This is a genomic window from Roseibium sp. (genome assembly GCF_965232425.1).
Taxonomy (GTDB): Bacteria; Pseudomonadota; Alphaproteobacteria; order Rhizobiales; family Stappiaceae; genus Roseibium.
Map to the genome: position 1 here is coordinate 4,418,788 of NZ_OZ246971.1, position 26,395 is coordinate 4,445,182.

Annotated in this window: 21 protein-coding genes and 1 tRNA gene; 7 read left to right on the top strand and 15 right to left on the bottom strand. The window is 59.9% G+C overall.

What is annotated here, in order from left to right; genetic code table 11:
• Window positions 1–13 precede the first annotated feature (13 nt).
• The 6 genes from ACO08A_RS20135 to ACO08A_RS20160 all read right to left on the bottom strand — a co-directional run bounded on the left by ACO08A_RS20135 (window position 14) and on the right by ACO08A_RS20160 (window position 6,862).
• Window positions 14–325 (bottom strand): DMT family transporter, encoded by a 312-nt coding sequence (locus ACO08A_RS20135; protein WP_421984022.1) that lies wholly within the window; start codon window positions 323–325, stop codon window positions 14–16.
• A 178-nt stretch (window positions 326–503) separates the two neighbouring features.
• The gene (locus tag ACO08A_RS20140) at window positions 504–1,556 is read right to left on the bottom strand and encodes a hypothetical protein (RefSeq protein WP_422037720.1); all 1,053 of its coding nucleotides are present in this window, start codon (window positions 1,554–1,556) and stop codon (window positions 504–506) included.
• Between the two features lie 241 nt (window positions 1,557–1,797).
• Window positions 1,798–3,042 (bottom strand): phosphoglycerate dehydrogenase, encoded by a 1,245-nt coding sequence (gene serA, locus ACO08A_RS20145; RefSeq protein WP_422037721.1) that lies wholly within the window; start codon window positions 3,040–3,042, stop codon window positions 1,798–1,800.
• Window positions 3,043–3,255: 213 nt separating this feature from the next.
• The gene (locus tag ACO08A_RS20150; protein ID WP_422037722.1) at window positions 3,256–4,062 is read right to left on the bottom strand and encodes an arylamine N-acetyltransferase family protein; all 807 of its coding nucleotides are present in this window, start codon (window positions 4,060–4,062) and stop codon (window positions 3,256–3,258) included.
• Between the two features lie 426 nt (window positions 4,063–4,488).
• Entirely contained in the window at window positions 4,489–5,061 is a 573-nt protein-coding gene (gene ilvN, locus ACO08A_RS20155) for an acetolactate synthase small subunit (protein ID WP_319383040.1), read from the bottom strand.
• 25 nt (window positions 5,062–5,086) lie between these two features.
• Window positions 5,087–6,862, bottom strand: coding sequence for an acetolactate synthase 3 large subunit (locus ACO08A_RS20160; protein ID WP_422037723.1), 1,776 nt, complete (start codon window positions 6,860–6,862; stop codon window positions 5,087–5,089).
• 609 nt (window positions 6,863–7,471) lie between these two features.
• Here ACO08A_RS20160 and ACO08A_RS20165 point away from each other — a divergent pair.
• A tRNA-Lys gene (locus ACO08A_RS20165) sits at window positions 7,472–7,547 on the top strand.
• A 38-nt stretch (window positions 7,548–7,585) separates the two neighbouring features.
• On the opposite strand, the gene ACO08A_RS20170 is transcribed toward ACO08A_RS20165, so the two are convergent.
• The 3 genes from ACO08A_RS20170 to ACO08A_RS20180 form a co-directional block, all read right to left on the bottom strand.
• The gene (locus ACO08A_RS20170; protein WP_422037724.1) at window positions 7,586–8,518 is read right to left on the bottom strand and encodes a cobalamin B12-binding domain-containing protein; all 933 of its coding nucleotides are present in this window, start codon (window positions 8,516–8,518) and stop codon (window positions 7,586–7,588) included.
• A 126-nt stretch (window positions 8,519–8,644) separates the two neighbouring features.
• Window positions 8,645–10,540, bottom strand: coding sequence for a 1-deoxy-D-xylulose-5-phosphate synthase (gene dxs, locus ACO08A_RS20175; RefSeq protein ID WP_422037725.1), 1,896 nt, complete (start codon window positions 10,538–10,540; stop codon window positions 8,645–8,647).
• Window positions 10,541–10,760: 220 nt separating this feature from the next.
• On the bottom strand, window positions 10,761–11,147 hold the full coding sequence (locus tag ACO08A_RS20180) for a c-type cytochrome (RefSeq protein ID WP_422037726.1): 387 nt from the start codon (window positions 11,145–11,147) through the stop codon (window positions 10,761–10,763).
• 172 nt (window positions 11,148–11,319) lie between these two features.
• On the opposite strand from ACO08A_RS20180, the gene ACO08A_RS20185 reads away from it, so the two are divergent.
• Window positions 11,320–11,766, top strand: a complete 447-nt coding sequence (locus ACO08A_RS20185; protein ID WP_422037727.1) for a TspO/MBR family protein — start codon at window positions 11,320–11,322, stop codon at window positions 11,764–11,766.
• Here the strand turns inward: ACO08A_RS20185 and ACO08A_RS20190 are convergent.
• The 6 genes from ACO08A_RS20190 to ACO08A_RS20215 form a co-directional block, all read right to left on the bottom strand.
• Window positions 11,697–12,032, bottom strand: a complete 336-nt coding sequence (locus ACO08A_RS20190; protein WP_422037728.1) for a hypothetical protein — start codon at window positions 12,030–12,032, stop codon at window positions 11,697–11,699. The two genes, ACO08A_RS20185 and ACO08A_RS20190, sit on opposite strands and share 70 nt — an antisense overlap.
• Entirely contained in the window at window positions 12,029–13,234 is a 1,206-nt protein-coding gene (locus ACO08A_RS20195) for a geranylgeranyl diphosphate reductase (protein WP_422037729.1), read from the bottom strand. Before ACO08A_RS20195 ends, ACO08A_RS20190 begins: the two co-directional genes overlap by 4 nt.
• 44 nt (window positions 13,235–13,278) lie before the next feature.
• A complete protein-coding gene (locus ACO08A_RS20200; RefSeq protein WP_422037730.1) occupies window positions 13,279–14,649 on the bottom strand; it encodes a BCD family MFS transporter in 1,371 nt (456 codons plus the stop codon).
• Between the two features lie 17 nt (window positions 14,650–14,666).
• Entirely contained in the window at window positions 14,667–15,617 is a 951-nt protein-coding gene (chlG, locus tag ACO08A_RS20205; protein WP_422037731.1) for a chlorophyll synthase ChlG, read from the bottom strand.
• 85 nt (window positions 15,618–15,702) lie between these two features.
• Complete coding sequence (ppsR, locus tag ACO08A_RS20210) at window positions 15,703–17,139, bottom strand: transcriptional regulator PpsR (RefSeq protein WP_422037732.1); 1,437 nt, start codon at window positions 17,137–17,139, stop codon at window positions 15,703–15,705.
• Window positions 17,136–18,092 carry a cobalamin-binding protein gene (locus ACO08A_RS20215; RefSeq protein WP_422037733.1) on the bottom strand — a complete coding sequence of 319 codons (957 nt, stop codon included), beginning with the start codon at window positions 18,090–18,092 and terminating at the stop codon, window positions 17,136–17,138. Before ACO08A_RS20215 ends, ppsR begins: the two co-directional genes overlap by 4 nt.
• Window positions 18,093–18,303: 211 nt before the next feature.
• Between ACO08A_RS20215 and bchF the strand changes: the two genes are divergently transcribed.
• Genes bchF through bchL form a run of 5 tightly spaced genes read left to right on the top strand, consistent with a single transcriptional unit; the run spans window position 18,304 to window position 26,395 of the window.
• Entirely contained in the window at window positions 18,304–18,858 is a 555-nt protein-coding gene (bchF, locus tag ACO08A_RS20220; protein WP_422037734.1) for a 2-vinyl bacteriochlorophyllide hydratase, read from the top strand.
• Window positions 18,855–20,162: a ferredoxin:protochlorophyllide reductase (ATP-dependent) subunit N gene (locus ACO08A_RS20225; RefSeq protein WP_422037735.1), complete on the top strand. Its 1,308-nt coding sequence runs from the start codon at window positions 18,855–18,857 to the stop codon at window positions 20,160–20,162. The genes bchF and ACO08A_RS20225 overlap by 4 nt, the downstream gene beginning before the upstream one ends.
• Window positions 20,153–21,724, top strand: coding sequence for a ferredoxin:protochlorophyllide reductase (ATP-dependent) subunit B (bchB, locus tag ACO08A_RS20230; protein WP_422037736.1), 1,572 nt, complete (start codon window positions 20,153–20,155; stop codon window positions 21,722–21,724). Before ACO08A_RS20225 ends, bchB begins: the two co-directional genes overlap by 10 nt.
• Window positions 21,699–25,469 carry a magnesium chelatase subunit H gene (locus ACO08A_RS20235; protein ID WP_422037737.1) on the top strand — a complete coding sequence of 1,257 codons (3,771 nt, stop codon included), beginning with the start codon at window positions 21,699–21,701 and terminating at the stop codon, window positions 25,467–25,469. The genes bchB and ACO08A_RS20235 overlap by 26 nt, the downstream gene beginning before the upstream one ends.
• Window positions 25,466–26,395 (top strand): ferredoxin:protochlorophyllide reductase (ATP-dependent) iron-sulfur ATP-binding protein, encoded by a 930-nt coding sequence (gene bchL, locus ACO08A_RS20240; protein WP_422037738.1) that lies wholly within the window; start codon window positions 25,466–25,468, stop codon window positions 26,393–26,395. Before ACO08A_RS20235 ends, bchL begins: the two co-directional genes overlap by 4 nt.

Below are 26,395 nucleotides of genomic sequence, written 5' to 3' on the forward strand. Positions count from 1 at the left end.
CCTGATTGCCGTTTCAGGCCAGTTTCATCGTCACGATCCCCGCGACAATCAGCAGGGCGGCAACGGCGCGCTGGAGGCTGACTGCCTCGCCCAGAAACCAGAAACCGACCACAAAGGCGCCGACGGCGCCGATGCCTGTCCAGATCATGTAGCTGGTTCCGAGCGGAAGTGTCCGCATGGACAGGGACAAGAGCCCGAATGAGGCCACCATCGCAGCGAGCATGACGAGGGTTGGGGCGAGGCGCGTGAAACCCTGCGATTCCTTCATCGCAAAGGCCCAGACGATTTCAAGAAGACCGGCGGCAAACAGGAATATCCATGCCATGGCTATTCTCCATTGCGGGCCGTCCCGATTGGCTGAAAGGTTCTGGAGGTCGTCCCCCATCCGTCAGATGGGGGTGCGCCTGGCCGATGCAAATGAAACATCGGTAAGCTTCGCCGGAGCGCTCTGTCCGGTGCGGTTGCTGCACGCTGACGCCGAAGACCGCGATGGCGTGCCGAGATTACACCCGGTTGAGCGGCAAAGCCGGATCAGGGCCTGCAGACAGCCGGTGCCTCAAGCGAGTATCCATCGATGCAGCTGGAGTGCTCATGCGGATAGCCATCGAAATCAGACCAGGTGAATTGGCGGACCGGATTTCGTTTCTGGGATATTTCGCGTTTCCGGTCCAGCACATCCCGATCTTGAAGGCGGAGCCGCGCGTCCCGACGATCCGTTTTCCGCGCGCCAAGGCGTCTTCCGGCACGGTGAGGGTCAGGGGTTTTGGAGGCGCTGCATTGAAATGCAGGGCATGCGGCAGACTGCAGACAGGGCACCACGCGTCAAAGTCCGCCGTACCATAAGGTTCGCCGATTACCTTGAGGCCGATGTCGGAGGCTTCCAGGAGGCGCTTCAGGGGCTTGCGCGCAACGAACGTGCCGAGAACACCGGCCCCGGCCAGACTGCGCCCGAAGCGCAGCATCAAGAGATCATCACCAAGCCCCTGATCGGGGAGAACAAGCAAACGCAATCCGATCGTGAGATCACGTTCCCATGGTCTCTTCGGGACATTCCTGGGTGCAGGCGTCAGATCGGCCTCAAAGCGATCTTCCAGGAGAGCGAAGCCGCGGGCGTAATTTCTGAGATAAAGTTGTGCAAAGCCTTCGACCGCACGGGACCAGGTAGATCCCCGGCCTTGTTCGTGCGCATGCTGAACGAGCGCAATGGCGTCATCGTATCGCTTCAGGTTCTTGAGATCGTCCGCGATGGCCGCGATGTCCATGGGCTGCGAATGCGGCCTTGCGCGGCGAACCGACAGCGCGTCCTCATAGCGGCGCATCCCGCTCAGGGCATTGGCCTGCGCGCGCACATACTGGGAATTGCAAGGGGCCTGGCGATGCGCCGTGTCGAAGGCCTGTTTCGCATCTTCGTATCGTTTCGACCTGGAAAGAAAAGTTCCCAGATCGTACCACTCGGCCGCCGATCCGCCCTGAAGACGCAGCTTGCGAGCAAGCGCATTTGCGGCGCGCCTCGAATTGATCGGAATGACGTCTTCCGACGAAGACCGGCTTTGCATGCGTTTCGGCCCCTCTTCCTGCGGTCTGCAGGGTAGCCGAATTTCATGTCGCTTTGCCAGGGGAGGCTCACGTGCGATGCCCGTGGCAGGCTGATCTTTAGAGCCTCACGGAGGGCGGGGGCGGTGCAAAGGCGCGGCGCAATGCGCGCGCCGGATCCTCAAACAAAGGAAATGCTGCCCACCGAATTCAATCCAGCGCCGCGGCATTTTGATAGGATTGCGCGATGAGAGGCCTCCGCCGTCACACCCGGTTGAGCAGTCTGGCGCGGATCGTGTTCGGCAGGGTGCGGATTTCCTCCAGGATGCGCACAGGGTCCTCGACGGGGCTGTCGACATCCAGAACCACGTAGCCGATATCGAGATGCGACTGCATGAACTGGGCGTGGATGTTCAGGTTGTGCCGTGTGAACAGGTCGTTCAGGGTGCGCATCGCGCCCGGGGCGTTGTGGTGGACCTGAATGAAGCGGGTCGCGTCCGTGCCCTTTGGCAGCTGCACCTGCGGGAACGCGACGGCGCCGATGGTCGAGCCGACATCGGAGTATTCGACGAGCCGCTTGGAGACCTCTTCACCGATCCGGGCCTGCGCTTCTTCGGTCGAACCGCCGACATGCGGTGTCAGGATGACATTGTCGATGCCGCGCAGAGGCGAGATGAACTCGTCCTTGTTGGATTTCGGTTCCACCGGGAAAACGTCGATGGCGGCACCTGCCAGATGGCCGGACCTGAGCGCTTCGGCCAGAGCGTCGATTTCGATGACCTTGCCGCGCGCGTTGTTGATCAGAAACGCGCCCTTTTTCATCTTGGCAATCTGTTCTGCGCGGAACATGTTGCGGGTTTCCGGCGTGTCGGGAACGTGCAGTGACACGACATCGGCCTGCGCCAGCAGGGCATCCAGACTGTCCGCCGGCGTCACGTTGCCGTGCTGCAGCTTGTCGACCATGTCGAAATACAGGACGCGCATGCCCATGGCTTCGGCCAGGTTCGAAAGCTGCGTGCCGATATTGCCGTAGCCGACGATACCAAGGGTCTTGCCGCGTATTTCGTGTGACCCGGCCGCGCTTTTCAGCCAGCGGCCCTCGTGGGCGGCTGCCGATTTCGTGAAGACACCGCGCATCAGCATGACGATTTCGGCAATCGTCAGTTCCGCAACCGAGCGCGTGTTGGAGAAGGGGGCGTTGAAGACCGGAATACCCCGGTTCAGCGTTCCGGCCAGATCGACCTGGTTGGTGCCGACGGAAAAACAGCCCACCGCCACGAGGCTCTTGGCAGCTTCCAGGACCTCTTCCGTCACCTGTGTCCTTGAACGGATGCCAAGGATCTGCACGTCCTGCAGCTTTTCGATCAGGGCATCCTGCTCCAGCGCGCCGGGCAGCACTTCCACGTTGCTGTAGCCCGCCTTTTCGAGAACGGTACGGGCAGTTGGCGATATCCCCTCCAGCAGAAGCCAGCGGATATGGTTTTTCGGCCGGGACAGACCGTGGATCATGGGCTTGAAGCCTTATTCTGAATTCGGAATGCTTTCAGCGCCTGAAAGGCGGGAAGCGCCGGTGTCGTATACGCGTTGATCCGTGTCGCGTCTAGGGTACGGCGGTTCGGAACTTGTCTGTTTCGGCCATCCTGCACAGACTGTTTGCCACGCTAGCCGCATTGGTGCGTGCAGGGCGCAAATTGGCCGTCTTTCTTCCGGTTCAAAAAGAGGTCAGAACAGTGTCTTCAACCTGCTTGCGACAGCTTCGATGGTCGCATCGTCGTAATCGAGCCTCAGGTCGGTTTTCATGAAGTCTTTCAGCTCCGACACGTCCCGGATCTGCCACTCGCGGCTTTCGCCTCCCTCCACGCAGCGGGCACGTCCGTTCAGAAAACTGAAGAATCCTGTCTTGGTAAGCCGGTAGAATTTCAGGTTGCCCGCAAAGGACTGCATGGGCGAAAGGGCGCAGACGAAGTTGGCTGCCTCGATATCCTCGTCACGAACGTCGACACGGTCGAAGCCGTAGAGCGGAAACCAGCCGGTGTCCGTCTTTCTTTCCAGGACGTGTTCTCCGGAGGCGTCTTCAAAGCGGATGCGGTAGACCTGGTCGCGGATCGGTTGTTCTTCATCCAGTGAGATTCGCAAGGGCTCTGCCGGCGCCTGACCGCCAAAGCCGGCATCGACCAGCCATTCGTCGCCGTCAAGCGGGACGACAAAGGCCAGGTGCGTTCGAGCCCCCCCTTGCACTTCGCCCATGCGCACGCGCGCCAGCACCCGGCGGTTTGGAAAACCGAGCGCATCAAGCGCCTGGCCAAGCAGGGTGTTGACCTCGAAACAATAGCCGCCGCATCTGGCAAGCACGAGCTTCTGCCAGAGGCGCGCCGTATCAAGGTCCGGCACCTGTCCTGAGAAAGGCACGACGTTTTCAAACGGAATTGCACTGATCTGCGCTGTCTGAAGTTTTTTGAGCCCGTTGAGATCCGCCTGGCAGTTCTTGAGGCCGATGCGGTCGAGGTAGGTGGCAAGGTCAAAGGGCATGACGGTATCCAGGCAAGTGAAAAGGCCTGACGGATGTAGGGAATTGGCTGGCGCAGGTAAAGGGGCAGGGTGCAATGACGGCGTCGTGCAAGGGTTATCTCAGGTCCCGGAGCAAGTCCGGGACGGCGCAGTGGTTTGCGGACCTGCAATCGTCACCCGGGACACAGCGAGCGGCAACGTGGATTGGGTCCTCGCTCAGGTCGGGGAAAGTTCTTGGGGGCGAGGCGCATGGACCGAAAACCTCATCCTGAGGAGCGCGCAAGCGCGTCTTGAAGGATGGGCTACGTGTTCGGTTTTGCCGCCTGTCCTTCGAAACAAGCCTTCGGCCTTCCTCGGGATGAGGTCGATGCGTATTTCGGGTTTACAACAAAAGACCCGCCGCGAGGCAGCGGCGGGTCCTGAGACTCTGTGAAGACTGGCCTGGCCTTACAGGCCTTCCGGACCCCGCTGCACGGCGGCGACACCGGTGCGGGAAACCTCGACGAGGCCGAGCGGTTTCATGATCGCGATGAACTGCTCGATCTTCGACGTCCGTCCCGTGATTTCAAAGACGAAATGTTCTGTCGTCGCATCGATGACGGTCGCCCGGAACGCATCACCCAGCCGCAGTGCTTCCAGACGCTTGTCACCGTCGCCGGCCACCTTGATAAGGGCAAGTTCCCGCTCGAGCGGCTTGTCTTGGCTGGCGCGGCGCGCGCGCACGGTGAGATCGGTCACCCGGTGAACGGGCACCAGTCTGTCGAGCTGGTGACGGATCTGCTCGATGATCATCGGCGTGCCCGTGGTCACGATGGTGATCCGCGACAGGTGCCGTTCATGTTCGGTCTCCGACACCGTCAGGCTGTCGATGTTGTAACCGCGCCCGGAAAACAGGCCGATCACGCGGGCAAGCACGCCCGGTTCGTTGTCGACGAGAAGCGATAGGGTGTGGGTCTCTATCTCGTTGCTGACTTCCGCCAGGAAATAAGCGGAAGGCGCATCCACATTCTGTGCGTTCATTTCAATATGTCCTTCTGGCCCGGCATCAAACGAGCGATTTGCCTTCGGCGCTGATTGCATTGGCGACCGCCTCGTCATTGGCTTCGTCCGGCAGCAGCATTTCATTGTGGGCCTTGCCCGAGGGGATCATCGGGAAACAGTTGGCAAGGTTCGCCACCCGGCAGTCGAACAGAACCGGCCTGTCGACGGAAATCATCTCCTCGATCGCCCCGTCCAGGTCACCCGGCTTTTCGACACGGATGCCGACGCCGCCATAGGCTTCGGCCAGTTTGACGAAATCGGGCAGGCTGTCGGTGTAGGAATGGGAGAGGCGGTTGCCGTGCAGCAACTGCTGCCACTGGCGGACCATGCCCATATATTGGTTGTTGAGGATGAAGACCTTGACCGGCAGGCCGAACTGGACCGCTGTCGACATCTCCTGGATGTTCATCAGGATGGACGCATCGCCGGCAATGTCGACGCACAGCGCATCGCGGTGCGCGACCTGCGCGCCAATGGCTGCCGGCAGGCCGTAGCCCATCGTGCCGAGACCACCGGAGGTCAGCCAGCGATTGGGTTCCTCGAAGCCGTAGAACTGTGCCGCCCACATCTGATGCTGACCGACCTCGGTCGAGACGAAGGTCTTGCGGTGCTTGGTCAGTTCATAAAGCCGCTGGATCGCGTATTGCGGCATGATGACGTCGGAGTTCGGCTTGTAGGCCAGCGAGTTGCGGGCGCGCCAGGCGTCGATCTGCTGCCACCACGCCTTCATTCCGGAAGCATCCGCTTTCAGCGAGGATGACCGCCAGATGCGAACCAGGTCTTCCAGAACATGTCCGACATCGCCGATGATCGGCAGGTCGACATTGATGGTCTTGTTGATCGAGGACGGATCGATGTCGACATGGATCTTGCGCGAATTGGGAGAGAACGCGTCGGTCCGGCCGGTGATGCGGTCATCGAAGCGCGCGCCGATGCAGACCATCAGGTCACAATCGTGCATGGCCATGTTGGCCTCGAAGGTGCCGTGCATGCCCAGCATGCCGAGCCAGTTCTCGCCGGAGGCCGGATAGGCGCCGAGACCCATCAGCGTGGAGGTGATCGGAAAGCCGGTCAGGGAGACCAGTTCGCGCAGCAGCTGGCATGCATGCGGGCCGGAATTGATCACGCCGCCGCCGGTATAAAGGACCGGCTTCTTGGCTGCCGCCATCATTTCCGCTGCCTGGCGGATCGAGGCCGCGTCGCCCTTGACCTGCGGCCGGTAGCTCTTGTGCGCGGCTGCCGGGTTCGGCGTCGGGCCCTGGTAGGTGCCGGTCGCGAACTGGACGTCCTTCGGAATGTCGACGACGACCGGGCCCGGACGGCCAGAGGTTGCCACATAGAAGGCCTCGTGGAGGACGCGGGGCAGGTCCTCGACATCACGCACCAGCCAGTTGTGCTTGGTGCAGGGGCGGGTGATGCCGACCGTGTCGCATTCCTGGAAGGCGTCGTTGCCGATCAGGTGTGTCGGCACCTGGCCCGAGATGCACACGAGCGGGATGGAATCGAGCATCGCGTCCGTCAGGGCGGTAACCATGTTGGTGGCACCGGGGCCGGAGGTGACCAGGGCGACACCGGGCTTTCCGGTGGATCGTGCATAGCCCTCGGCCGCATGTCCGGCGCCCTGTTCGTGGCGCACGAGGATGTGCTCCAGGCCTTCCTGCTGAATGATCTCGTCGTAAATGGGAAGCACAGCACCACCCGGGTAGCCGAAGATGGTATCAACTCCCTGGTCTTTCAGCGCCTGTATGACCATTTCGGCGCCGGTCATTTCCCGTGTCATTGTCTCGTCCTTGCATATCGCGGCCCGGTTTCGGGCCATGGCTCATTTACGAATTCTGTCCGTTTTCCGCCCTGCGGCATCGAAGATACGGGAGGAGGGCAGCGCGATGAGGAGGCGGGTACAAAAAAAGGCCCCTCGGGGAGCCTTGGTCGCGCGCCATCCTGTCCAAGCGGGTCTTATCCCGCCCTGGAGGCGCGCTTTCCTACCACTACTAGAATGAGCGACATCATCATGTCGTCCCGGTCCTTCGATACTGCAGGTCGTGAAGACCTTTACTTGTTACGGTTTCAAAAGCAAGCATTTCCGTCCCTGCTTTCGAAACTGCGCCAGGACCGTCCGTCCTTGACGCGGCGCACACTAGTGAGACGGTTCGAACCGGTCAAGCCTTAAATTCGATTATTGCGTGAAAGATGCGCAATGTTTTTGAATGTTTCTCGAAAGCCACCCTCAACCGGCCATTTCGGCCGCCGGAACAGGGCCTTGGGCGGGGTATCAAAAACGTCATGGCACGAATGAGCGAAAAATGTCACACTGGTTGTTGCAAGCGGCTGGCCGGTCCTATATACCGCGCTCTCCGCACGCGCCGTATCCAATGCGGCCGGCCTTGATGGGTGTGTAGCTCAGTTGGTAGAGCAGCTGACTCTTAATCAGCGGGTCCACGGTTCGAGTCCGTGCTCACCCACCATTCTCATTTTTCACCTCGTGGTTCTTTCGCCGAGACCGTCAACGAGCAACGTAGTCCGCCAGATGCATGACTTCGAGGGCCGAGCGTGCGATGACGTCGGCGCCCGTGTTCTGGAACTCTTCGGGCCGGGTGACAACAGCCGCGCCGCCCAGTGCGATTTTCACATCCCGTGTCGCCGCCTCCGACCGGCAGCGCTCGATTGCGTCCTTGCAGTCCGCCGTTTCCTCAATCTGTCCGATCGACAGACCCAGAAGATGATAGGGGCGTGAGGAGAGGCGCATGAACAAGGTGTCGCCGATCTCCATGTCGGCACCGCCATCAACGATCCAGCCCATATCGCGAAAACACATTCTGACCAGCGTGACGCCGAGCGTATGCTTGGTGCCGTGCGAGCGGGCGAGCAGAACTCTTTTCGCCGAAGGATGCGGGTTGACCAGTTGGGCGCCGGCATGGGTCGCGTGGTTGACGATCGTGTTCAATCGTGTGGATGCGACAGCGACCTGCATGAAGTCGGTTTCATCGTTGCACCAATAAGTGCCGAGCTGCGTCGCAACCGGGCAAAACAGATGAATTGCCAGGGTCTGCATCGGGATGTTGGCCTGGAGCAGCTCTTCGATGATTTCCCGGTGATGTCTGGGGTCGGGGTCGATCAGGGACTTGAGAAATCTCTCGCGGAACGAAATCGCCTTGTCGGCGGCGGGAAGCTGGCGCGCCTTTTCGTCCATCTCGGGATGCAGGCGGAAATCGAGATCCGTTTCTGAAATGAGCGGCGTTGCCTGACCGTTGACGTTTGGATGCAGGTTGTTGACGAGGCCGGAAACACGCTCGCGAATAGCTTGCTCCAGGATCGAGAGATCCTGTGAGTTCAGCTGGTTCTTTTCGTCTGCCTTTGACGGCTGGCCATTGTCGGCGATCGATGGCGACACGTTGTTCCCGGTCGCTGCGTTCTCACCGTTTTCCTTGTAGGCCAATTCCCCCCTCCCGAAAGCTCGGCCCAGGCGGTCAGGCGCTCCTCCACTCATTCCAACCCTACACCACGTGACCCGACCAGCATATTCCGTAGCGTACGCTTGCCTGGAAAAACCAAATCCGAACTTTCAACGATCCTCGGCACGATGCGCCAGTTGAACGTAGTTTTCCCGGTTGCCCGGAATTGCATGTAAACGCCGTGTATCTGCGGGCTTTCGCGACAACGCGTTCCGCACCGTCTCAGCGATTTGCGCCGCGTTCAAACCCGCTTCGTCATACATTTCCCGAGGTGCGGCTTGGGCGATGAACCGGTCCGGAAGGGTCATGGTCCGGATGTCGCAGCGGCCATCGAGCATGCCCTTCGCGGCCAGGAAATGTAGCACCAGAGCGCCAAATCCGCCGGTGGCCCCTTCCTCAATCGTCACGAGAAGCTCATGACTGGAAAAGAGGTCCAGGATCAGATCCTGGTCAAGCGGCTTGGCAAATCTTGCATCCGCCACTGTCGCGGAAATTCCCTCTGCCTCCAGCTGCGCGCGTGCTTGCCTGCATTCGGAAAGCCTTGCGCCGAAGGACAGGAGTGCGACGCCGTTTCCTTGTTCGACAATCCTGCCCTTTCCGATCGGAAGGGGAACGGCCTTGTCCGGCATTTCGAGGCCGATGCCTTCCCCACGCGGATACCGGAACGCAATCGGACCCGCGTCATGGCCGGCAGCCGTTGCGACCATATGGGTGAGCTCGACCTCGTCGCTCGCTGCCATGACGGTGAAATTGGGCAAGTTCGCAAGATAGCCGACATCGAATGCGCCAGCGTGTGTCGGTCCGTCCGCGCCCACCAGGCCGGCCCTGTCGATCGCGAAGCGGACGGGCAGGTTTTGAAGTGCAATATCGTGGACGACCTGGTCGTATCCCCGTTGCAGGAAGGTCGAATAGATGGCGCAGAACGGGCGCATGCCTCGTGCGGCAAGTCCGCCGGCAAACGTAACGGCATGCTGTTCGGCGATGCCGACATCAAAGGTGCGTTCGGGGAACTGCTTTGCAAAGGTGTCAACGCCCGTACCGGCCGCCATGGCAGCCGTGATCGCAACAATCCGGTCATCGCTTTTCGCCTCTTCAACAAGCGCATTTGCAAACACCTTGGTGTAACTCGGTGCCTTGGCCTTTGCCTTGGACTGTTTTCCGGACGAAATATCGAATTTGGAAACGCCGTGGTACTTGTCGTGCGAGGTTTCGGCAAAGCTGTAGCCGGCGCCCTTGCGCGTGACGGCATGAAGCAGGACCGGGCCGGTGCTCTCGCGCTTGAGTTTTCGCAATACCGCAACCAGCTCCTTGACATCGTGCCCGTCCACGGGCCCGTGATATTGAAACCCCATGTGTTCAAAGAGACTGCGCTCCCTTGCGAGCGCGTCGGTCCGGGACGCCAGATCGTTGAGGTGATCGGAGACGGCACCGGTCGGTGGTGATATCGACATGTTGTTGTCGTTCAGAATAACGAACATCCGCCGGTTGAGATCTCCGGCATTGTTGAGGCCTTCATAGGCCATGCCTGCGGTCAGTGCGCCATCTCCAACAACGCAGATCACATCTTCGGACCCGCCGGCGAGATCACGGGCGACCGCGAAGCCGAGACCGGCCGATACCGATGTCGAGGAGTGTGCTGCCCCAAAGGGATCATATGGACTTTCGCTGCGTCTGGTGAACCCGGAGAGCCCATCTCTCTTGCGCAACGTGCGCATGCGGTCTCGCCGGCCTGTGAGAACCTTGTGAGGGTAACACTGGTGACTGACGTCCCAGATCAGCGTGTCCCTGGGCGTGTCGAAGACGGCGTGTATGGCGACTGTAAGTTCGACCACACCGAGGCTGGAACCAAGATGTCCACCCGTTTCCGAAACAACCGAGATAACTTCGGTTCTGAGCTCGTCCGCGAGCGCGGCCAGCTCATCAGTCGTCATGTGTCTTAAATGTTGCGGGTATTGGACCTGGTCCAGCAATGGCGTTGCAGCGACTCTCCTGGATATGAAGCTCATATCGTTTCCTCCCGCGCCTGTCGCCATCCCGTCGGCACCGTTCTGCTCTTGCATCCGGTCGCGATCGAGGCGTCGGGACGGAGCAGTTTGGTTTCACCGGTGGACGGCTCAGCTGTCGCCTATTCTTGACGACCTTGGCGAAAGTGTAAACTTTTTTTTACACTTTCTGCCTCAAAAATGTGCGATCCGGCAGACCGGAAAATGCGTGCCGCCCCGCAGATTATTCGGAGGGGCTGTATTGTTTGAGGTAGGCGATGATGTCGGCGATCTCTTCGTCTTTCCTGAGGCCCGCGAATGCCATCCTGGTGCCTTTCACCATCTCGCGGGGTTTGGCGAGATAGACTGTCAGCAATTCCTCGTCCCAGACCTTGCCGTCGCCAAACTCAATCATTGCGTTGGAGTATTTGAAGCCGTCGATTGTGCCGGGTTGCCGTCCGATCAGACCCTGAAGGGAAGGACCAACCCTGTTTTGATCAGAATCCACCACATGGCACGCCTTGCACTTGCGAAAGACTTTCTCTCCAGCCGCAGGATCGCCTTCCGCAGCAGCCACATTGAACGTCGTTGCTGCGAACAAAGTCGCCAGGATCGCAATTGTTGATTTCATGATCTGCTCCCTCCAGGAATGATTTCTGTGTTTTTTCGACGGTTGGTTACGTCGCGTGATCCGATTGAGATCAGTCTGTGTGTTCCGTGCGGCCCACCGATCCGCTGTTGTTTCGCAAGAGCGATAGGACATATGCTGCGCCCTGTTGTTTTGTTGACGTCAGGGGCCTTGAATGGTTGCAGCGACTTTTGCATTGCTTGTTTTCCTTGCTGCGATGAGCGGCGCTGTGTTCAAACCAGGTCCCTGGTACGACACGTTGCGAAAACCCTCCTGGACCCCGCCCAAATGGGCTTTCCCGACAGTCTGGTCGGTTCTCTATGTCATGATCGCCTACGCCGGATGGGACATATGGACCAAGGCCGGCTGGTCGTTCGCACTCTTGTTGTGGGCCGCGCAGCTGATATTGAACGGCTGCTGGTCCTGGATCTTTTTCGGATTGAAGCGCATGGATCTGGCGCTGTTCGAACTGGGCCTGCTCTGGCTCGCCATCGCGGGTTTCATCCTCGCGGCCTGGCCGATTTCCACGCTCGCGTCGCTCCTGTTTGTTCCCTACCTCCTCTGGGTCAGCACAGCGGGATTGCTCAATTTTTCGGTGTTGCGGCTCAATGCGGCGGATTGATCCTTCAAGCGACCAGCGACGTCGAGCAGGTGTGCAAAGAGTGAAAAAGTAAGGAAGACAAGCACCCAGCCGAGCGCGTCGCCGCGGAGCGCCAAGGCCAGTGCAGCCAGAAGGAAGGTTCCGGCAAGTGCGCCGCCTGCCAGAGCCCTGAAACGCGCCTTCGGCCTGCTCGACAGGAGGCTGAGAAGCAGGGTTTCCAGCCAGAGGATCGCGATGGCTGCGAAGGCCAACCATCCCGTTTCGAGCCAGGCGTACAGCACACTCATTTCTGACCTGCCGGGATGCGAAGCAGTTGGCCGAGATCCTTGAAGAAAACGCGCAGGTGCGCGAGCGGATCACGCCGAACGAGTTTCTTGTTCAGGTAGGATTCCCAGGTCAAGCGCTGAACGTCCGGGTCGGCGCACATGGTCACGAAGCGCTCCCGGAAGCGATCGCTCCGGTACCAGACGACTTGCATGATCCCGAGAATGAAGAAGATCCGGCCATGATCCTTCATGAAGCGCTTGCGGACCTGGCGAAGTTTCAACGCCTTGCCGGTGGCAAGGCAGGACGCAACGGCCTCCGCGCTCAGTTGACCGCACAGCATGGCGTAGTAGATACCTTCGCCTGAGGACGGTGCAACGGTGCCTGCCGCGTCGCCGATCAGCAGAACATTTCTGCCGTTGTCCCATCGCCGCATGGGTTTGAGAGGCAAGGGAGCGCCTTCGCGGCGAATGACACGCTGTCCGTCGAGCATCGATGCCTTGCGAAGCTCCGCCGTCGCGGAGCGCAGATTGTGGCCTTTGACGGCGGACCCGGTTCCGACGGATGTGTGCTCACCGTGCGGGAACACCCAGCCATAAAAGTCCGGTGAGATCCGGCCGTCATAGACGACGTCGCACCGGTCACTGCGAAACCCGGCGGACGTGGTGTCTTCTGGGCTTTCGATGATTTCGTGATATGCGAACACGTAAGGCGGCTTCTTGCTCTTGGGGAACATGAAGCGTCGAACGGCGGAATTTGCACCATCTGCGCCAATCACGTATCTCGCGGAATGCGTGACCTTTGCCGACGCGGTCTCGCACTTTGTCGGTTCGACGGTGAGTGACAGAACGCCATCGCCGCTTTCCTGCATGTCTACCAGTTTGCCGGTCAGCCGTGTCGCGCCTGCGTCTGCCGCGCGTTCACGCAGATACGGATCGAAAGTCGCCCGGTCCACCATGCCGACAAAGCCGATATCGCCGATCCGCATTTCCACCGATTTGCCGGAAGGGGCAATGACCCGGGCCGCATTCGCCTTTGAGACGAGCATGTCCCGGGAAATCGAGAAGTCCTTCAGCGCGCGCGAGGGGATCGCACCGCCGCACGGCTTGATCCGGTTGTCGGGATCCACAAGCAGAACGGAATAGCCCGAAACTGCAAGCGCTTCGGCAGCGATTGCACCGCTCGGACCACCGCCGATAACCGCGACGTCGAATATGGTATCCATTGCCTGACCTCCCAGATTTGCTTCAGTACAGTGCGGTTTCCGGTCTATTCGGCGGGCACAACAGCCGGTGACGTGTCCCGGTCGATTTCGGCCCGGGGCGCCTGTCGGACACCGATGCGCAGCGCAACTAGCGCCGACATCAGGAAGAGCACTGCTTCCAGCGCAAATACGAGTGTGAAGGCTGTCGCATCGTTGCCTGTGAACCATCGTCCCAGCGTCAAGACGATCGTGCCGGCAACACCACCCAGGCCGAACGATACAGCCTGAGCCGCTCCCCAGACGCCCATGCGCACGCCCTCGTTGGAGGTTTTGCCGGAGCCTGCAAGCACCATCATCGTACCGACTGCGGCGACCGCGAAGGCGCCGTTCATGAAGCCGAGAGCGAAGATGTTCGCTTCCAGCGGCCAGGCCGGTGCGAAGGATGCGGAGATTGACAGGAAGGCGAGCGCAACACCGGAGCCGAGACAGCCGGAAACGATGAAAAACTTGATGAGACCGGGCTTGCGCTTCGAAAACAAACCGCCTGCAATACCCACGAGTGCCATCCCGAAGAAGACGCCGCCGTGCTGGGTTCCCGAGAGTTTGGTCGTTTCGCCGGGTGTCATCGCGAACAGGAGACCCGCATAGGGTTCCAGAATGAGATCCTGTGTGGAGTAGGCGAGCATCGACATGAAGATGAACAAGGTCAGCAGACGCGCTTCCGGATCGTTCCAGACCTCCGCGATACTCTCCTTGAAACTTCCGGCGTTCTTTCGATCCTGGTCGCTGATCAGTGTCGGCTGCTTCTCGATCCCGGCGATGGCGAGTGCGGAGATCGACAAAACGACCAGCCCGGTTAGCGCGGTCACGGCGACAAGCCGCACATGGGTGTAGGGATCCAGATTGATGCCCGTCACGATCGATGTGACGACAATTCCCGCGATCATCAGCATCCACGTGATCGTCGCCGCCGACGCGCGCCGTTCAGGCGCGGTCTTGGCTGCCATCAGGGCGAGAAGAGACGTTCCGCTTGCCCCTATGCCAATGCCGATCAAGGTGTAGGCGGCGATAGCTGCGGCAAGCCCGACGGCGTAAGACGTTTCGAACAAGAATGTTGTCCCGGCAGCGGCGGTTCCGCTGACGGCCAACAGAGCCAGTCCGCCGAGGATCCAGGTCGTTCTTGACCGTCCGACATCCGACCGGTGACCCCACAGGGGGCGAGACAACTGGACTGCATAATGAATGCCGACCAACAGGCCGGGAATGATTGCTGCCAGGCTCAGTTCCACGACCATGACCCGGTTGAGCGTCGAATTGGTCAGCACGACAATCGAGCCAAGCGATGCCTGGACCAGGCCAAGGCGAACGATCGCAAACCAGCTTAATCCCTGGACTTGTTGCTGTGACGCTGCGCGACCAGCGACTTGGCGAAACATCGGAATTCTCCCCTACATCACAGAAAGGCGGGTTGCGAGAGCGTGCGCAGTCCAAAAGCCGAAATCATCATGCCGGTGACATAAAGTCCGACGCCGATCGCCGAGTACCAGACGGCAAACCTGACCGGATCCCGTACAAAACGGACCATGCAACCGATCTGCAATGCCAACAGCACCCCGATCGCGATCGCGAAGAGCGGCAATCCGACGAACACCAGCAATGCACAGACACCTGCCTGGGTCGCAGCCATGATGATGCTGGCAATCGTGGCGGCCGGCCGCGCGCCATGGAGAACGGGAAGGGTGTTGATGCCCATTTCCCTGTCACCCGCGATTGCCTTGAAGTCGTTCAGCGTCAGGATGCCATGCGCCCCAATGCCGTAAAGCAGCGCGACAATCCAGATCATTGCATTCGGGGACACTCCGGTCATGACGGTCGCCGCCGTCAGCCAGGGCAAGGTCTCGTAGCTGAAGCCGACGACACCGTTTCCGATCCAGCCGTTTTGTTTGAAACGCAGGGGCGGCGCGCTGTAGCCCCAGGCAAAGCACAATCCGATCAGCGCGGCTGCAAAGATGAGCGCACCCAGCATCGCGGCGACGATCATCGACAGCGCCGACATGATCAGGGCGACATAGAGCCCCCATTGGCCGGGCATGCGCCCCGAGGGAATAACGCGATCAGGTTCGTTGATGGCGTCGACATGGCGGTCAAACCAGTCGTTGACGGCCTGGCTGGTTCCGCAAAGAAGCGGACCTGCGAGCAAAACGCCGCAAAGAACAAAAAACCATCGGTCACCGAAGTTTGCGCCGGTTGAGATCGCGCCGCAGGCGTAGGCCCACATCGGCGGAAACCAGGTGATTGGCTTGAGCAAGGCAATGACAGCGCCGGATGAGGGCCAGCTGTCTTGCGGTCGGTGCCGGGTCAGTTCCATGGCGAGAATGGTAGGCCCGCTGCCCAAAAGTGTCAATTAAAATTGACACTTTTGGGCAAGGCATTCTGCCTTTTGTCATAAGGAATTTACAGCGTGGATCTTCGGAACGGCGGGGCCCGGGTTATGAGCCGGGGCGGTAGTTTTCAAGTCCGTGCCTGCGGAGCTTGATGTAAAGGCTCTGCCGGGAGAGCCCAAGCATCTCGGCCGCACTTGCCCTGTTTTTGTTGGTCTGGTCGAGGGCCGCCTCGATGCAGATCTTCTCAACGACGTCCAGGGACTCTCTGATCAGCTCCTTGAGGGGAACCTTTCCGACAAGGCTTGCAAAGCCTTCGGCCTGCTCCGGGGTTGCCGGGGTGCGCAATCCGACGCGCTCGGTCTTGGCCGCGTGCGGGACGATGATCAGTTGCACCGTTTCCGATTTCGGATCGCCATGAGCGGAGACGGTCACCGTCTGTTCACCGCCAATGCTGTCATTCAGGACAGTCGAATACCCGCGCACCGTTCGCTCGTCGCTCGTCCTAGCATAAAGCACGTTCAGGTCCACAGCGGACTTGCCAATCCAGTTGCTGGCATTCCTTCCCAGAACCTGATTGAGCGTCGGTGCCTGAACAAGATCCAGAAACAGTGCATTGGCCGAAATCAGATTGCCGTCATTGTCGGTTTGAATTGCAGCTTCGGGAAGGGCATCAAGATCGACAGCGGCAAAGCCGGGTACGCTTTCGCCTGCATGGCGCTCCGACTGGGCGGCGTCATCTTCAGACCAGAGCGTCAGAATCAGGTTGGCCGCGCCGTTCTCCCGATACGCGCGCAGCTTTGCCTGCAGTTTCGTGCCCCTTGCGCTCGTTAGCGCATCAACGAGAACGGTTTCGCCGCTGTGCCTTGCCTCGCCGATGGCATCTCCCAGTCTGTCCCGGTCCTGCTTGTTGAACAATTCGCGCACGGGCTTGTTGATCAGGTTGCCGGAGTTGCCGGCCAGGAGGGCTATTGCGGCGGAATTGGCTTCAAGAACCGTTCTCTTTTCACCGTCAAGCATGATGTCGGCGGTTTCCGCGAGCTTGAAAGCGGTCCGGTACCTTGCCTCGGCCTGCCGCAAATCGCGATAGTCGGCCTCCATGGCGATCTGCGCTTCGACCAGCCGCTGCTGGTCCTGCATCTGTTGCTGCATCTCGCGGCCGACGACGATGGTGAACGGCAGTCCCTTTTTGGAAAAAGAGGAATAGGCGACCGGCAAATCCGGTTTGCCCGGCGCGCTGTGGTTGACCTGGTACCCGCGGGCCGGGCGCTTCCGACCCGGCTTGAGCATGGCGTCAATCTTGGAGACAGATTCGATCGTAACGCATTCACGGAGCGTCTTGCCCACGAAGCTATCAAGTCCGTAGGCGTCAAAATCCGGGTTCTCGAAATGTGAGTGGGTAATTGTCCCGTTCTTGTCGACCAGAAAAACGATATCCGTACCCAGCCCTATCAGCGAAACCAGCCCTTCGGCCTCGAGTGTTTTCTGCAGTTCACCCGCAACCGCAATGCCTTGCTGTCCGCTATTAGGGGCGCGTGGGGTCATGGGTTTCGCCAATCAATCCTTCTTGTTTTTGCGTAGTGTCCGCTGTGGACCTTGGGCGGGACAAAATCCATTTTTTCCAAATTGTTGAAATTATCCGCAATTTTAACCGCTGAATACGCAGTATCGCAAATGCAGTCAATCCCCATTTCCACAAGGAACTCAACCGATTCGAGTGCGGCAACTCCACCTGCAATCAAAGATTGATTTCGATCGGGTGCATACAACCTGATATCGTCAACTAACTGCCTTACCTGTGGTCTGAGGCGTGTGTTGCTCCAGCCAATGCAGATTGCGTCGGCCCTGCCAACGACACCTGCGAACTCCTGCCGTGACGGCTGATCATGCGTAAGCACCTGATGTTGCCACCCGAATGCCTGAAAAAACGCACCCGTCAAATGGGCCATCAGGCTGTGCTGCTCGTCCCTGGGAAGAAGAATCGCCGCGAATGGAGCGGGATGGGCGCTGATACGGTCAGCGGCCTCCATGGCCAACGCCTGAGCGAGATCCTGCAATCTCGTGGAGGCGATTGTGACATCAATGAAACTGGATGTGTCATCAGACCATTCCCGGCCCAGCTGTCTCGCAACGGCCTCAACTGCAAGGACCTTGAGTGCTGGCGGTGAATTTGCCGGCAGTGCGTTTTCAAGGCAGGAGAGCAATTGATCGAGCCGGGTGCCGGGTTCCAGAATAAGTCGGTGGAGACCGGCAATCGCCTGCTCGTAGCGGGGATTGTTTTCAAGGCCTGTGTCCAGGTCAACAGACAATTGCTCAGCTGTCATAGCTGCCACCGGCCCTTCAATAAGGTGACGAAGCTTGTTCTTGTCGCTTCTGTGCAAACGGTCCCGTTTTAGCACCTGTGCGTCACGATTGACAAAAGTTTCAGCGCAGGCGTCAGTTCTCGACTGTTCGCGCTCTTCACCCGATGTGGAACCAATTGTGCCGGTTATCCTCACTTTGCATCGGGCCTCCCTGACCGTTGCCGTTGGGACATGCACGCAAGTGTGCCCCTCTTGCTTGCTGCAACTGCGAGCGGCCTTAGCATGACTCTGTTGTGCGCGAGTGTAAATAAAAATATACGTCATGTTTAGTTGACACTTTTGCGCCAGAAGCGTTACGCTTCCTTATCTGCCGGACCCTGCTCTCTGGGTTCGGGGGGAGGAGCACATGTCGTTGAGCGAAGCAGGTAAGGTGGTCGAAGCCACGGTGCTGTATACCGAGCAGGAGCGGAAACGGCGTGACGCGAGCGTTTGGACACTGGTTCAAGGAATACTCGCTCCGGTCCAGTTCTTCGTCTTCCTGATCAGCCTCGGATTGATCCTCTATTTCCTGACAACCGGCAAAGGGCAGGGGCCCGCGGAGATCTCTGTCGTCATCAAGACGTTCACGCTTTATGCCATCATGGTTACGGGCTCGATCTGGGAAAAGCATGTCTTTGGCTGCTATTTGTTCGCGCGGCCCTTCTTCTGGGAAGATGTCTTTTCGATCCTCGTGCTGGCGCTGCACACAGCCTATCTGGTGGCGCTCTTTACCGGCAGCCTTGCTCCGGCGCATTTGATGTGGCTCGCGCTTGCTGCCTATGCGACCTACGTCGTCAATGCAGGTCAGTTTGTCTGGAAACTGCGATTGGCCCGCCTGGATCAGGCTTCGCGGGAGGCGGCCAGAGAGCGTGAAAACGCCTCCGCTCCGGGCGGCCTGCAGGTTGCGGGGTCGGTGCAATGAACCAGCCCTTCAGACCTGGATGCGACAGGCCTCTCCCCATTCGAGAACGCGGGCAGCACGAGGTCTTCTGCGGACTGACATCGATCATCTGGCTGCACCGCAAGGTTCAGGATGCCTTCTTCCTGATTGTGGGATCCAGGACCTGTGCCCACCTGATGCAATCGGCTGCCGGCGTGATGATCTTTTCGGAGCCGCGCTTTGCCACCGCGATCATGGAAGAGCGGGATCTGGCCGGTATGGCCGACATGCACGATGAACTCGACGGCGTTGTCGAAAAGCTGCTGGCGCGGCGGCCGGATATCAAGATGCTTGTCCTGGTCGGCTCCTGTCCGTCGGAAGTGATCAAGTTCGACCTCGGCAAGGCCGCGGAACGTCTCAATCGTGTTTACGCGCCGCAACACCGGGTGATCTGCTATTCCGGCAGTGGAATCGAAACCACATTCACGCAGGGCGAAGACAATTTCCTTGCAGCCCTCGTTCGCGATGTACCTGCCTCCGGCGCGCGGACAGACGGAACTCCGCTCGTTGTCGCCGGTTGTCTGCCCGATGTTGTCGAAGACCAGTTCCAGCGCCTTTTCAGCAATCTTGGCATCGAGCATGTCCATTTCCTGCCTGGCCGGACAAGCGGCGAGATGCCGGTTGTCGACGCGTCCACGCGATACGTGCTGGCGCAGCCCTATCTCGGGGCGACCGCGCATGCACTGGAGTCGAGCGGGGCGCGCAGGATCAATGCCATTTTCCCGCTTGGGGAAGAGGGAACCACCTGCTGGCTGAAAGCCATCGCCGATGCCTTCGGTGTTTCCGATGCGCATTTCGAGGCCGTTGTCGCGGCGCCGCGCACACGCGCGCTGTCAGCCATGGATCACTATCGGCATCTGTTGTGCGGCAAGCGTATCTTCCTGTTTCCCGACAGTCAGCTCGAACCTTCGCTGGCCCGGTTTCTGAGCCGCGAAATCGGCGCGGAGATTGTCGAGGTCGGTAGCCCATATCTGCACCGTGACCATGTTGCGGGCGAGCTTGCGCTCCTGCCGCCGGGCGTTTCTCTTTCCGAAGGACAGGATGTCGACCTGCAGATCGACCGCTGCCGCGCGGCCGACCCGGACCTGATCGTTTGCGGTATGGGTCTCGCCAATCCCTTCGAGGCAGAGGGCCGGCTCACGAAGTGGTCGATCGAGTTCGCGTTCACGCCGATCCAGGGATACGAGCAGGCCGGCGATCTGGTCGAACTCTTTGCGCGCCCCCTGATACGCAGGACCGCCCTGAATGACGAAACCGCGAGAGAGGAGGGCGCGCCGTGCAGCTGAGCATGTGGACCTATGAAGGCCCGCCGCATGTCGGTGCGATGCGCATTGCGACCTCCATGGAGGGTTTGCATTACGTCCTGCATGCGCCGCAGGGCGACACCTATGCCGATCTTCTGTTCACGATGATCGAACGCCGGAAATCCCGTCCGCCGGTAACCTACACGACGTTCCAGGCGCGCGATCTGGGCGCGTCCACGGCCGACGTTTTCAAGTTGGCCTGCCATGATGCCGTGGAGAGGTTCAAGCCGGAGGCGCTCCTGGTCGGCGCGTCCTGCACTGCCGAACTTCTGCAAGATGACCCTGGCGGGCTCGCCAGAACGCTTGATCTCGACATCCCGGTCGTGCCGCTCGAGCTGCCGTCCTACCAGAAAAAGGAAAACTGGGGCGCGTCGGAGACCTTCTACCGCCTGGTCCGTGCGTTCGCCGGCAACCGGCAACGGCCTGAAAACATTCCTCCAAACAGCTGCAACATTCTGGGGCCCACGTCGCTGGGGTTCCGCAACCGGGATGATGTCCGCGAGATCACGCATTTGCTGGGCGAAAACGGCCTTGATGTCCGGCTTGTCGCTCCACTTGGCGCGCGGCCCGTGGATCTTGCGCATTTGCCGGACGCTGCCTTCAATATCGTTCTTTACCCGGAAATCGCCGAGACGGCGGCGCGCTGGCTTCAGAAGGCGCACGGCATGCCATTCGTTTCGACCGTGCCGATCGGCGTGGAGGCAACACGGCGTTTCATCGGTGAAGCGCGTGCGCTCGCGGGTCAGGATGACATGCCGCTCAAGGGTTTCGAGGCGGACCGGCTGAGCTGGTACTCGAAATCGATCGACAGCAATTATCTCACCGGCAAACGTGTCTTCATTTTTGGTGATGCCACACATGCCATTGCAGCAGCCCGGATCGCCAGCAACGAGCTCGGCTTCAAGGTCTGCGGTCTCGGGACCTACATGCGCGAATTTGCGCGCGATGTCCGGGCCGCGGCACGGGAGTACGATGTCGAGCCGCTGATCACGGACGATCATCTTGAAGTCGAAGAGGCAATCGTCGAGGCCCGCCCCGAACTGGTGCTCGGAACGCAGATGGAACGGCACATTGCAAAGCGGTTGCGCGTACCCTGCGCGGTGATTTCGGCGCCGGTACATGTCCAGGACTTTCCTGCACGCTATTCGCCCCAGATGGGCCTTGAAGGGGCGAATGTCATTTTCGACAGCTGGGTTCATCCGCTGATGATGGGCCTTGAGGAACACCTTCTGTCGATGTTCCGTGATGATTTCGAATTCAACGATGGTGCGACCGCGTCGCATCTTCATGCGCACAGTCCTGCCACGGACGAAGTTCGGGCAGGGCACGACGTTCTTGAGACCGGAGCGGTTGGCGAAGAGGCGATCAACATTCCTGTTACGGCATCGCTCTGGACCGACGAGGCCGAACGCGAGCTGAAAAAAGTGCCCTTCTTCGTGCGTGGCAAGGCCCGCCGCAACACAGAAACCTTTGCCGCTGACAAAGGCATTCACCCGATAACCGTGGAGACGTTGTACGATGCGAAAGCCCATTTCGCCCGATAGCGACCGCTCCATTCGGGTGGTCTTCGTCACGTTGGACAATCATGTCGTTGCTGCGGTCGATGACGCGCGTGCACGTTTGAACAATGAACTTCCGGGTCTCTCGTTCACTGTTCATGCTGCGACCGACTGGGCTGACAATCCCGAAAGCCTGGCCACGTGCCGAGAGGCGATCCGGACCGGCGACATCATCATCGTCTCCATGATTTTCGTCGAGGAACACGTCAAGGCCATCGCCGATGTCCTTGAGGAGCGCCATCTGAACTGCGACGCCATGGTCTGCTGCATGTCCGCCGGCACGATCATGAAATACACGGCGATGGGCCGGTTCCGCATGAGCGGTGAGCAGAAAGGCCCGCTCGCGCTGCTGAAGAAATTGCGCGGCAGCAGTTCCCGCGGTGGCAAGGAAAGCGGCCGGACGGCCGGAGAGCGGCAACTTGCCATGCTGCGGCGCTTGCCGAAGCTCCTGAAGTACATTCCGGGGACCGCGCAGGACGTCCGCAACTATTTCCTGACGCTGCAATACCGGATCGCGGCTTCAGATGAAAACATCGCCAACATGGTGCGCCTGCTGGTCAGCAAATACGCGTCCGGCGAGCGCAAGCCGCTGCGGTCATCCGTTTCCGCCAAGTCGCCTGAAGAGTATCCGGACATGGGTCTCTATCACACCAGGGCAACGCCAAGGGTGGTCACAGAGCTGAAAGATCTGGCAAGGGTTTCGAAGGCCAAAGGCACAATCGGTCTGCTCCTGCTGCGCACCTACATCCTCTCCGGAGACACCGGCCACTATGATGGGGTGATTGCAGCGCTGGAGGCTCGTGGCTTCAACGTGGTTCCGGTGTTCTGCTCGGGGCTCGATATGCGAGCGGCGATCGAGCAATACATGACGGATGGCAGCGGGAATTCGACCGTTGACGTCTTGTGCTCCCTGACCGGTTTCTCGCTTGTCGGTGGCCCGGCCTACAGTGATGCCGCCGCAGCTGCAGATACGCTTCAAAAACTCAATGTCCCCTATCTTTCCGCCTGCGTCACGGAGTTTCAGACGCGGGATGGCTGGCAGGCGTCAACGCAAGGATTGACGCCGATTGAGACCACTCTGATGGTCGCGATTCCCGAACTTGATGGTGCCGTCGGGTCGATGGTCATCGGTGGACGCAGCGCCTCGACCAAGTCTTCGGAAGCCTGTATTTGCGCCCGCCAGCTGGGAATCTGTCCTTCGGGCCGGGCCTGCATGCGTCCCGACGACGAACGGGTTGGTCTTCTGGCTGATCGCATAGCGGCAATGGCCGGGCTGCGCCGGACGCCGCGCGCGAAACGCAAGATCGCGGCGACGCTGTTCAACTACCCGCCCAATGGCGGCAATATCGGCACAGCGGCTTTTCTTGCCGTTTTCGAGAGTCTTCTTGAAACCATGAAGCGGCTGAAGGCGGAAGGCTACGATGTCGACGTGCCGCAGGATGCCGAGACACTCAAGGACATGCTGCTGACCGGCAATGCGGCGCAGTTCGGAACAGAGGCCAATGTCCACGCGACGGTCAGCGCCGACGATCACGTCCGCCAGGAACAGTTTCTTGCCGATATCGAGGACCAGTGGGGACCTGCACCGGGGCGTATCCTCAGCAATGGCCGCGGCATTCATATTCTCGGCCGTCAGTTCGGCAATCTGTTGATCGCACTGCAGCCACCCTTCGGGTACGAGGGCGATCCGATGCGTCTCCTCTTTGAAGGCGGTTTTGCCCCGAACCATGCCTTTGCCGCCTACTACACCTATTTGCGGGAGACATTCGGGGCGGACGCGGTTCTTCATTTCGGAACGCACGGCGCACTGGAATTCATGCCCGGGAAGCACACCGGATTGTCCGGAACATGCTGGCCTGACCGTCTGCTTGGCAGGTTGCCGAATTTTTATTTCTATGCGTCGAACAATCCCTCGGAAGGCTCAATTGCCAAGCGCCGCTCGGCGGCGACGCTGATTTCCTACCTGACGCCGTCAATCACCGAAGCCGGTCTCTACAAGGGGCTGCACAGTCTCAAGGCGAGCCTGGACCAGTACCGTTCGACAGCACCCGAAGCACAGGCTGAGCGCGAGCGCCTGCTGGAGGTCATCCGAGTCCAGGCCGAGGAACTGGATCTTGCCGGCGAAACAGCCGGGCTGTCCACGGAAGCCTTCATCCAGCACCTCGTGAATGCGATCACGGAAACGGAATACGCGCTTATTCCGCATGGATTGCATGTTGCCGGTCGCGGCATGGAACAAAGCGAGCGTGCTGAAACGCTTGCCCATATCGCCTCCGCGATGCCGGAAAATGAACGCATCGGCGACGCGTCCAACCTCTGCAGGCTGATTGTTGCCGACGACGATGCGGCTCTTCAGGAAGCCGTCTCGGATCTTGACGATCAGGCACGCGAAACCGTCCGGCACCTGAAGGCAATCAACGACAACCTGAAATCCAACGAGGAACTTGATGGTCTCGTGGGCGCACTGGACGCCAGCTTTGTGCCGCCTGCGCCATCAGGCGATCTGTTGAGAACACCGGATTTGCTGCCGACCGGACGGAACCTGCACGGATTTGATCCCTTCGGAATACCGAGCAAATTCGCGCTGGAAGACGGCGCGCGGCAGGCAGCTCGCATCCTGGATCGGCATCTTAAGAGTGATGGCCAGCTCCCTGAAACAATTGCGATTGTCCTGTGGGGGACCGATAACCTGAAAACCGGCGGTGCACCGCTCGCTCAGGCCATGGCACTCATGGGAGCGCGGCCGAGGCTGGACGCCTATAACAGGGTCTGCGGCGCCGAACTGATCCCGCTTGAGGACCTGAACCGACCGCGCATCGACGCAGTCATGACGCTTTCCGGCATTTTCCGCGACCTGCTACCGATCCAGGCAAGCATGCTGGCGGAGGCAAGTTACCTTGCAGCGACGGCGAACGAGCCCTCGGACCAGAACTTCATCCGCAAACATGCGCTTGCCTATTGCGAGGCCAACGGTTGCGATCTGGAGGCCGCCGCATACCGTGTCTTTTCCAATGCGGACGGTGCCTACGGGTCGAATGTCAACATGCTGATCGGGTCGTCCGCCTGGACCGATGACGAGGAGATCGCGGAGACCTACACCAGCCGGAAAAGCTATGCGATCAACCGCAAGGGTAAAACCAGTCATCAGGCAGAGTTGCTCGACGCCATACTGGGCGACGTCGACATGGCCTACCAAAACCTGGAATCGGTCGAAATCGGTGTGACGACCATCGAGCAGTATTTCGACACGCTGGGGGGATTGTCCAAGGCGGTTTCCAAAGCCAGGGGCGGTGCCGAAATTCCGGTCTACATTTCGGACCAGACACATGGAGACGCCAAGGTCAGAACCTTGGGCGAACAGGTGGCTCTGGAAACAAGGACCCGGACCCTCAACCCGAAATGGTTCGAGGGCATGCTTCGGCATGGCTATGAAGGTGTGCGGCACATCGAGGCCAACGTGACCAACACGCTGGGCTGGTCGGCGACGACCGGAGGTGTCGATCCCTGGGTCTATCAGAAGATTACCGAAACCTACGTTCTCGACGAAGACATGCGCCGGCGCCTCGCAGACCTCAACCCGGCTTCGGCGGCGCGTGTCGCCTCACGGCTGATGGAAGCGCATGAGCGCAACTACTGGCAACCGGATGCTGAAACGCTGGAAGCCCTGCAACGGGCCGGCGAAGAACTGGAAGACCGGCTGGAAGGCCTGGTGACGGAGGCTGCCGAATGAATATCTACACCCATCCGAAGACCGCCGAGCAAGAGGCGCGCCAGGCCGCGAAACTGCGCGAACGCGCGGACGGCGAAGGCAGTGTCCAGGTGCATCTCGATCCGACGATGGAAATTGACGGGGCCAAGGTCTTCGCGATCTACGGCAAGGGCGGGATCGGCAAGTCGACGACGTCATCGAACCTCTCCGTCGCCTTTTCCAAGATCGGCAAGCGGGTTCTTCAGATCGGCTGCGATCCGAAGCACGACAGCACCTTCACGCTGACGAAAAGCCTGATCCCGACCGTGATCGACATCCTCGAGCAGGTCGACTTCCACACGGAGGAACTGCGCCCCGAGGACTACATGGTGGAAGGCTATAACGGCGTGCAGTGCATCGAAGCCGGCGGGCCGCCTGCCGGGACCGGTTGCGGTGGCTATGTGGTCGGCCAGACCGTCAAGCTTCTGAAGGAACACCACCTTCTGGACGACACCGACGTGGTCATCTTCGACGTGCTTGGCGATGTCGTCTGCGGCGGCTTTGCCTCACCGTTGCAGCATGCCGAACGCGCGGTCGTGGTCGCTGCCAATGACTTCGATTCCATCTTCGCCATGAACCGCATCGTTGCGGCGATCAAGGCGAAGGCGAAGAACTACGAGGTACGCCTCGGCGGCGTCATCGCAAACAGGTCACGCGAAACGGATCAGATCGACCGGTACAACGCTTCCGTCGGGCTGAAGCGACTGGCACATGTGCCCGACTCCGATCACGTCCGCCTGAGCCGCCTGAAGAAGAGCACGCTTTTCGAGATGGGCGACACGGCGGAAATCGCCGCCATTCAGAATGAATATCTCCAACTCGCCGAACAGCTTTGGGCGGGGACGGAGGCCTTGAGCGCTGAACCCATGAAGGACCGCGAGATCTTTGAATTTCTCGGATTCGAGTAA

Bases quoted from the DNA above. Each gene is read 5' to 3' on its own strand.
- ilvN (WP_319383040.1), bottom strand. From the start codon at position 5,061: ATGAACGCACAGAATGTGGATGCGCCTTCCGCTTATTTCCTGGCGGAA.
- ACO08A_RS20160 (WP_422037723.1), bottom strand. From the start codon at position 6,862: ATGACACGGGAAATGACCGGCGCCGAAATGGTCATACAGGCGCTGAAA.
- bchL (WP_422037738.1), top strand. From the start codon at position 25,466: ATGAATATCTACACCCATCCGAAGACCGCCGAGCAAGAGGCGCGCCAG.
- ACO08A_RS20140 (WP_422037720.1), bottom strand. From the start codon at position 1,556: ATGCAAAGCCGGTCTTCGTCGGAAGACGTCATTCCGATCAATTCGAGG.
- ACO08A_RS20225 (WP_422037735.1), top strand. From the start codon at position 18,855: ATGAACCAGCCCTTCAGACCTGGATGCGACAGGCCTCTCCCCATTCGA.
- ACO08A_RS20190 (WP_422037728.1), bottom strand. From the start codon at position 12,032: ATGAGTGTGCTGTACGCCTGGCTCGAAACGGGATGGTTGGCCTTCGCA.
- ACO08A_RS20135 (WP_421984022.1), bottom strand. From the start codon at position 325: ATGGCATGGATATTCCTGTTTGCCGCCGGTCTTCTTGAAATCGTCTGG.
- serA (WP_422037721.1), bottom strand. From the start codon at position 3,042: ATGATCCACGGTCTGTCCCGGCCGAAAAACCATATCCGCTGGCTTCTG.
- ACO08A_RS20200 (WP_422037730.1), bottom strand. From the start codon at position 14,649: ATGTTTCGCCAAGTCGCTGGTCGCGCAGCGTCACAGCAACAAGTCCAG.
- bchF (WP_422037734.1), top strand. From the start codon at position 18,304: ATGTCGTTGAGCGAAGCAGGTAAGGTGGTCGAAGCCACGGTGCTGTAT.
- ACO08A_RS20195 (WP_422037729.1), bottom strand. From the start codon at position 13,234: ATGGATACCATATTCGACGTCGCGGTTATCGGCGGTGGTCCGAGCGGT.
- ACO08A_RS20180 (WP_422037726.1), bottom strand. From the start codon at position 11,147: ATGAAATCAACAATTGCGATCCTGGCGACTTTGTTCGCAGCAACGACG.
- ACO08A_RS20235 (WP_422037737.1), top strand. From the start codon at position 21,699: ATGCGAAAGCCCATTTCGCCCGATAGCGACCGCTCCATTCGGGTGGTC.
- ACO08A_RS20185 (WP_422037727.1), top strand. From the start codon at position 11,320: ATGGTTGCAGCGACTTTTGCATTGCTTGTTTTCCTTGCTGCGATGAGC.
- dxs (WP_422037725.1), bottom strand. From the start codon at position 10,540: ATGAGCTTCATATCCAGGAGAGTCGCTGCAACGCCATTGCTGGACCAG.
- ppsR (WP_422037732.1), bottom strand. From the start codon at position 17,139: ATGACCCCACGCGCCCCTAATAGCGGACAGCAAGGCATTGCGGTTGCG.
- ACO08A_RS20150 (WP_422037722.1), bottom strand. From the start codon at position 4,062: ATGCCCTTTGACCTTGCCACCTACCTCGACCGCATCGGCCTCAAGAAC.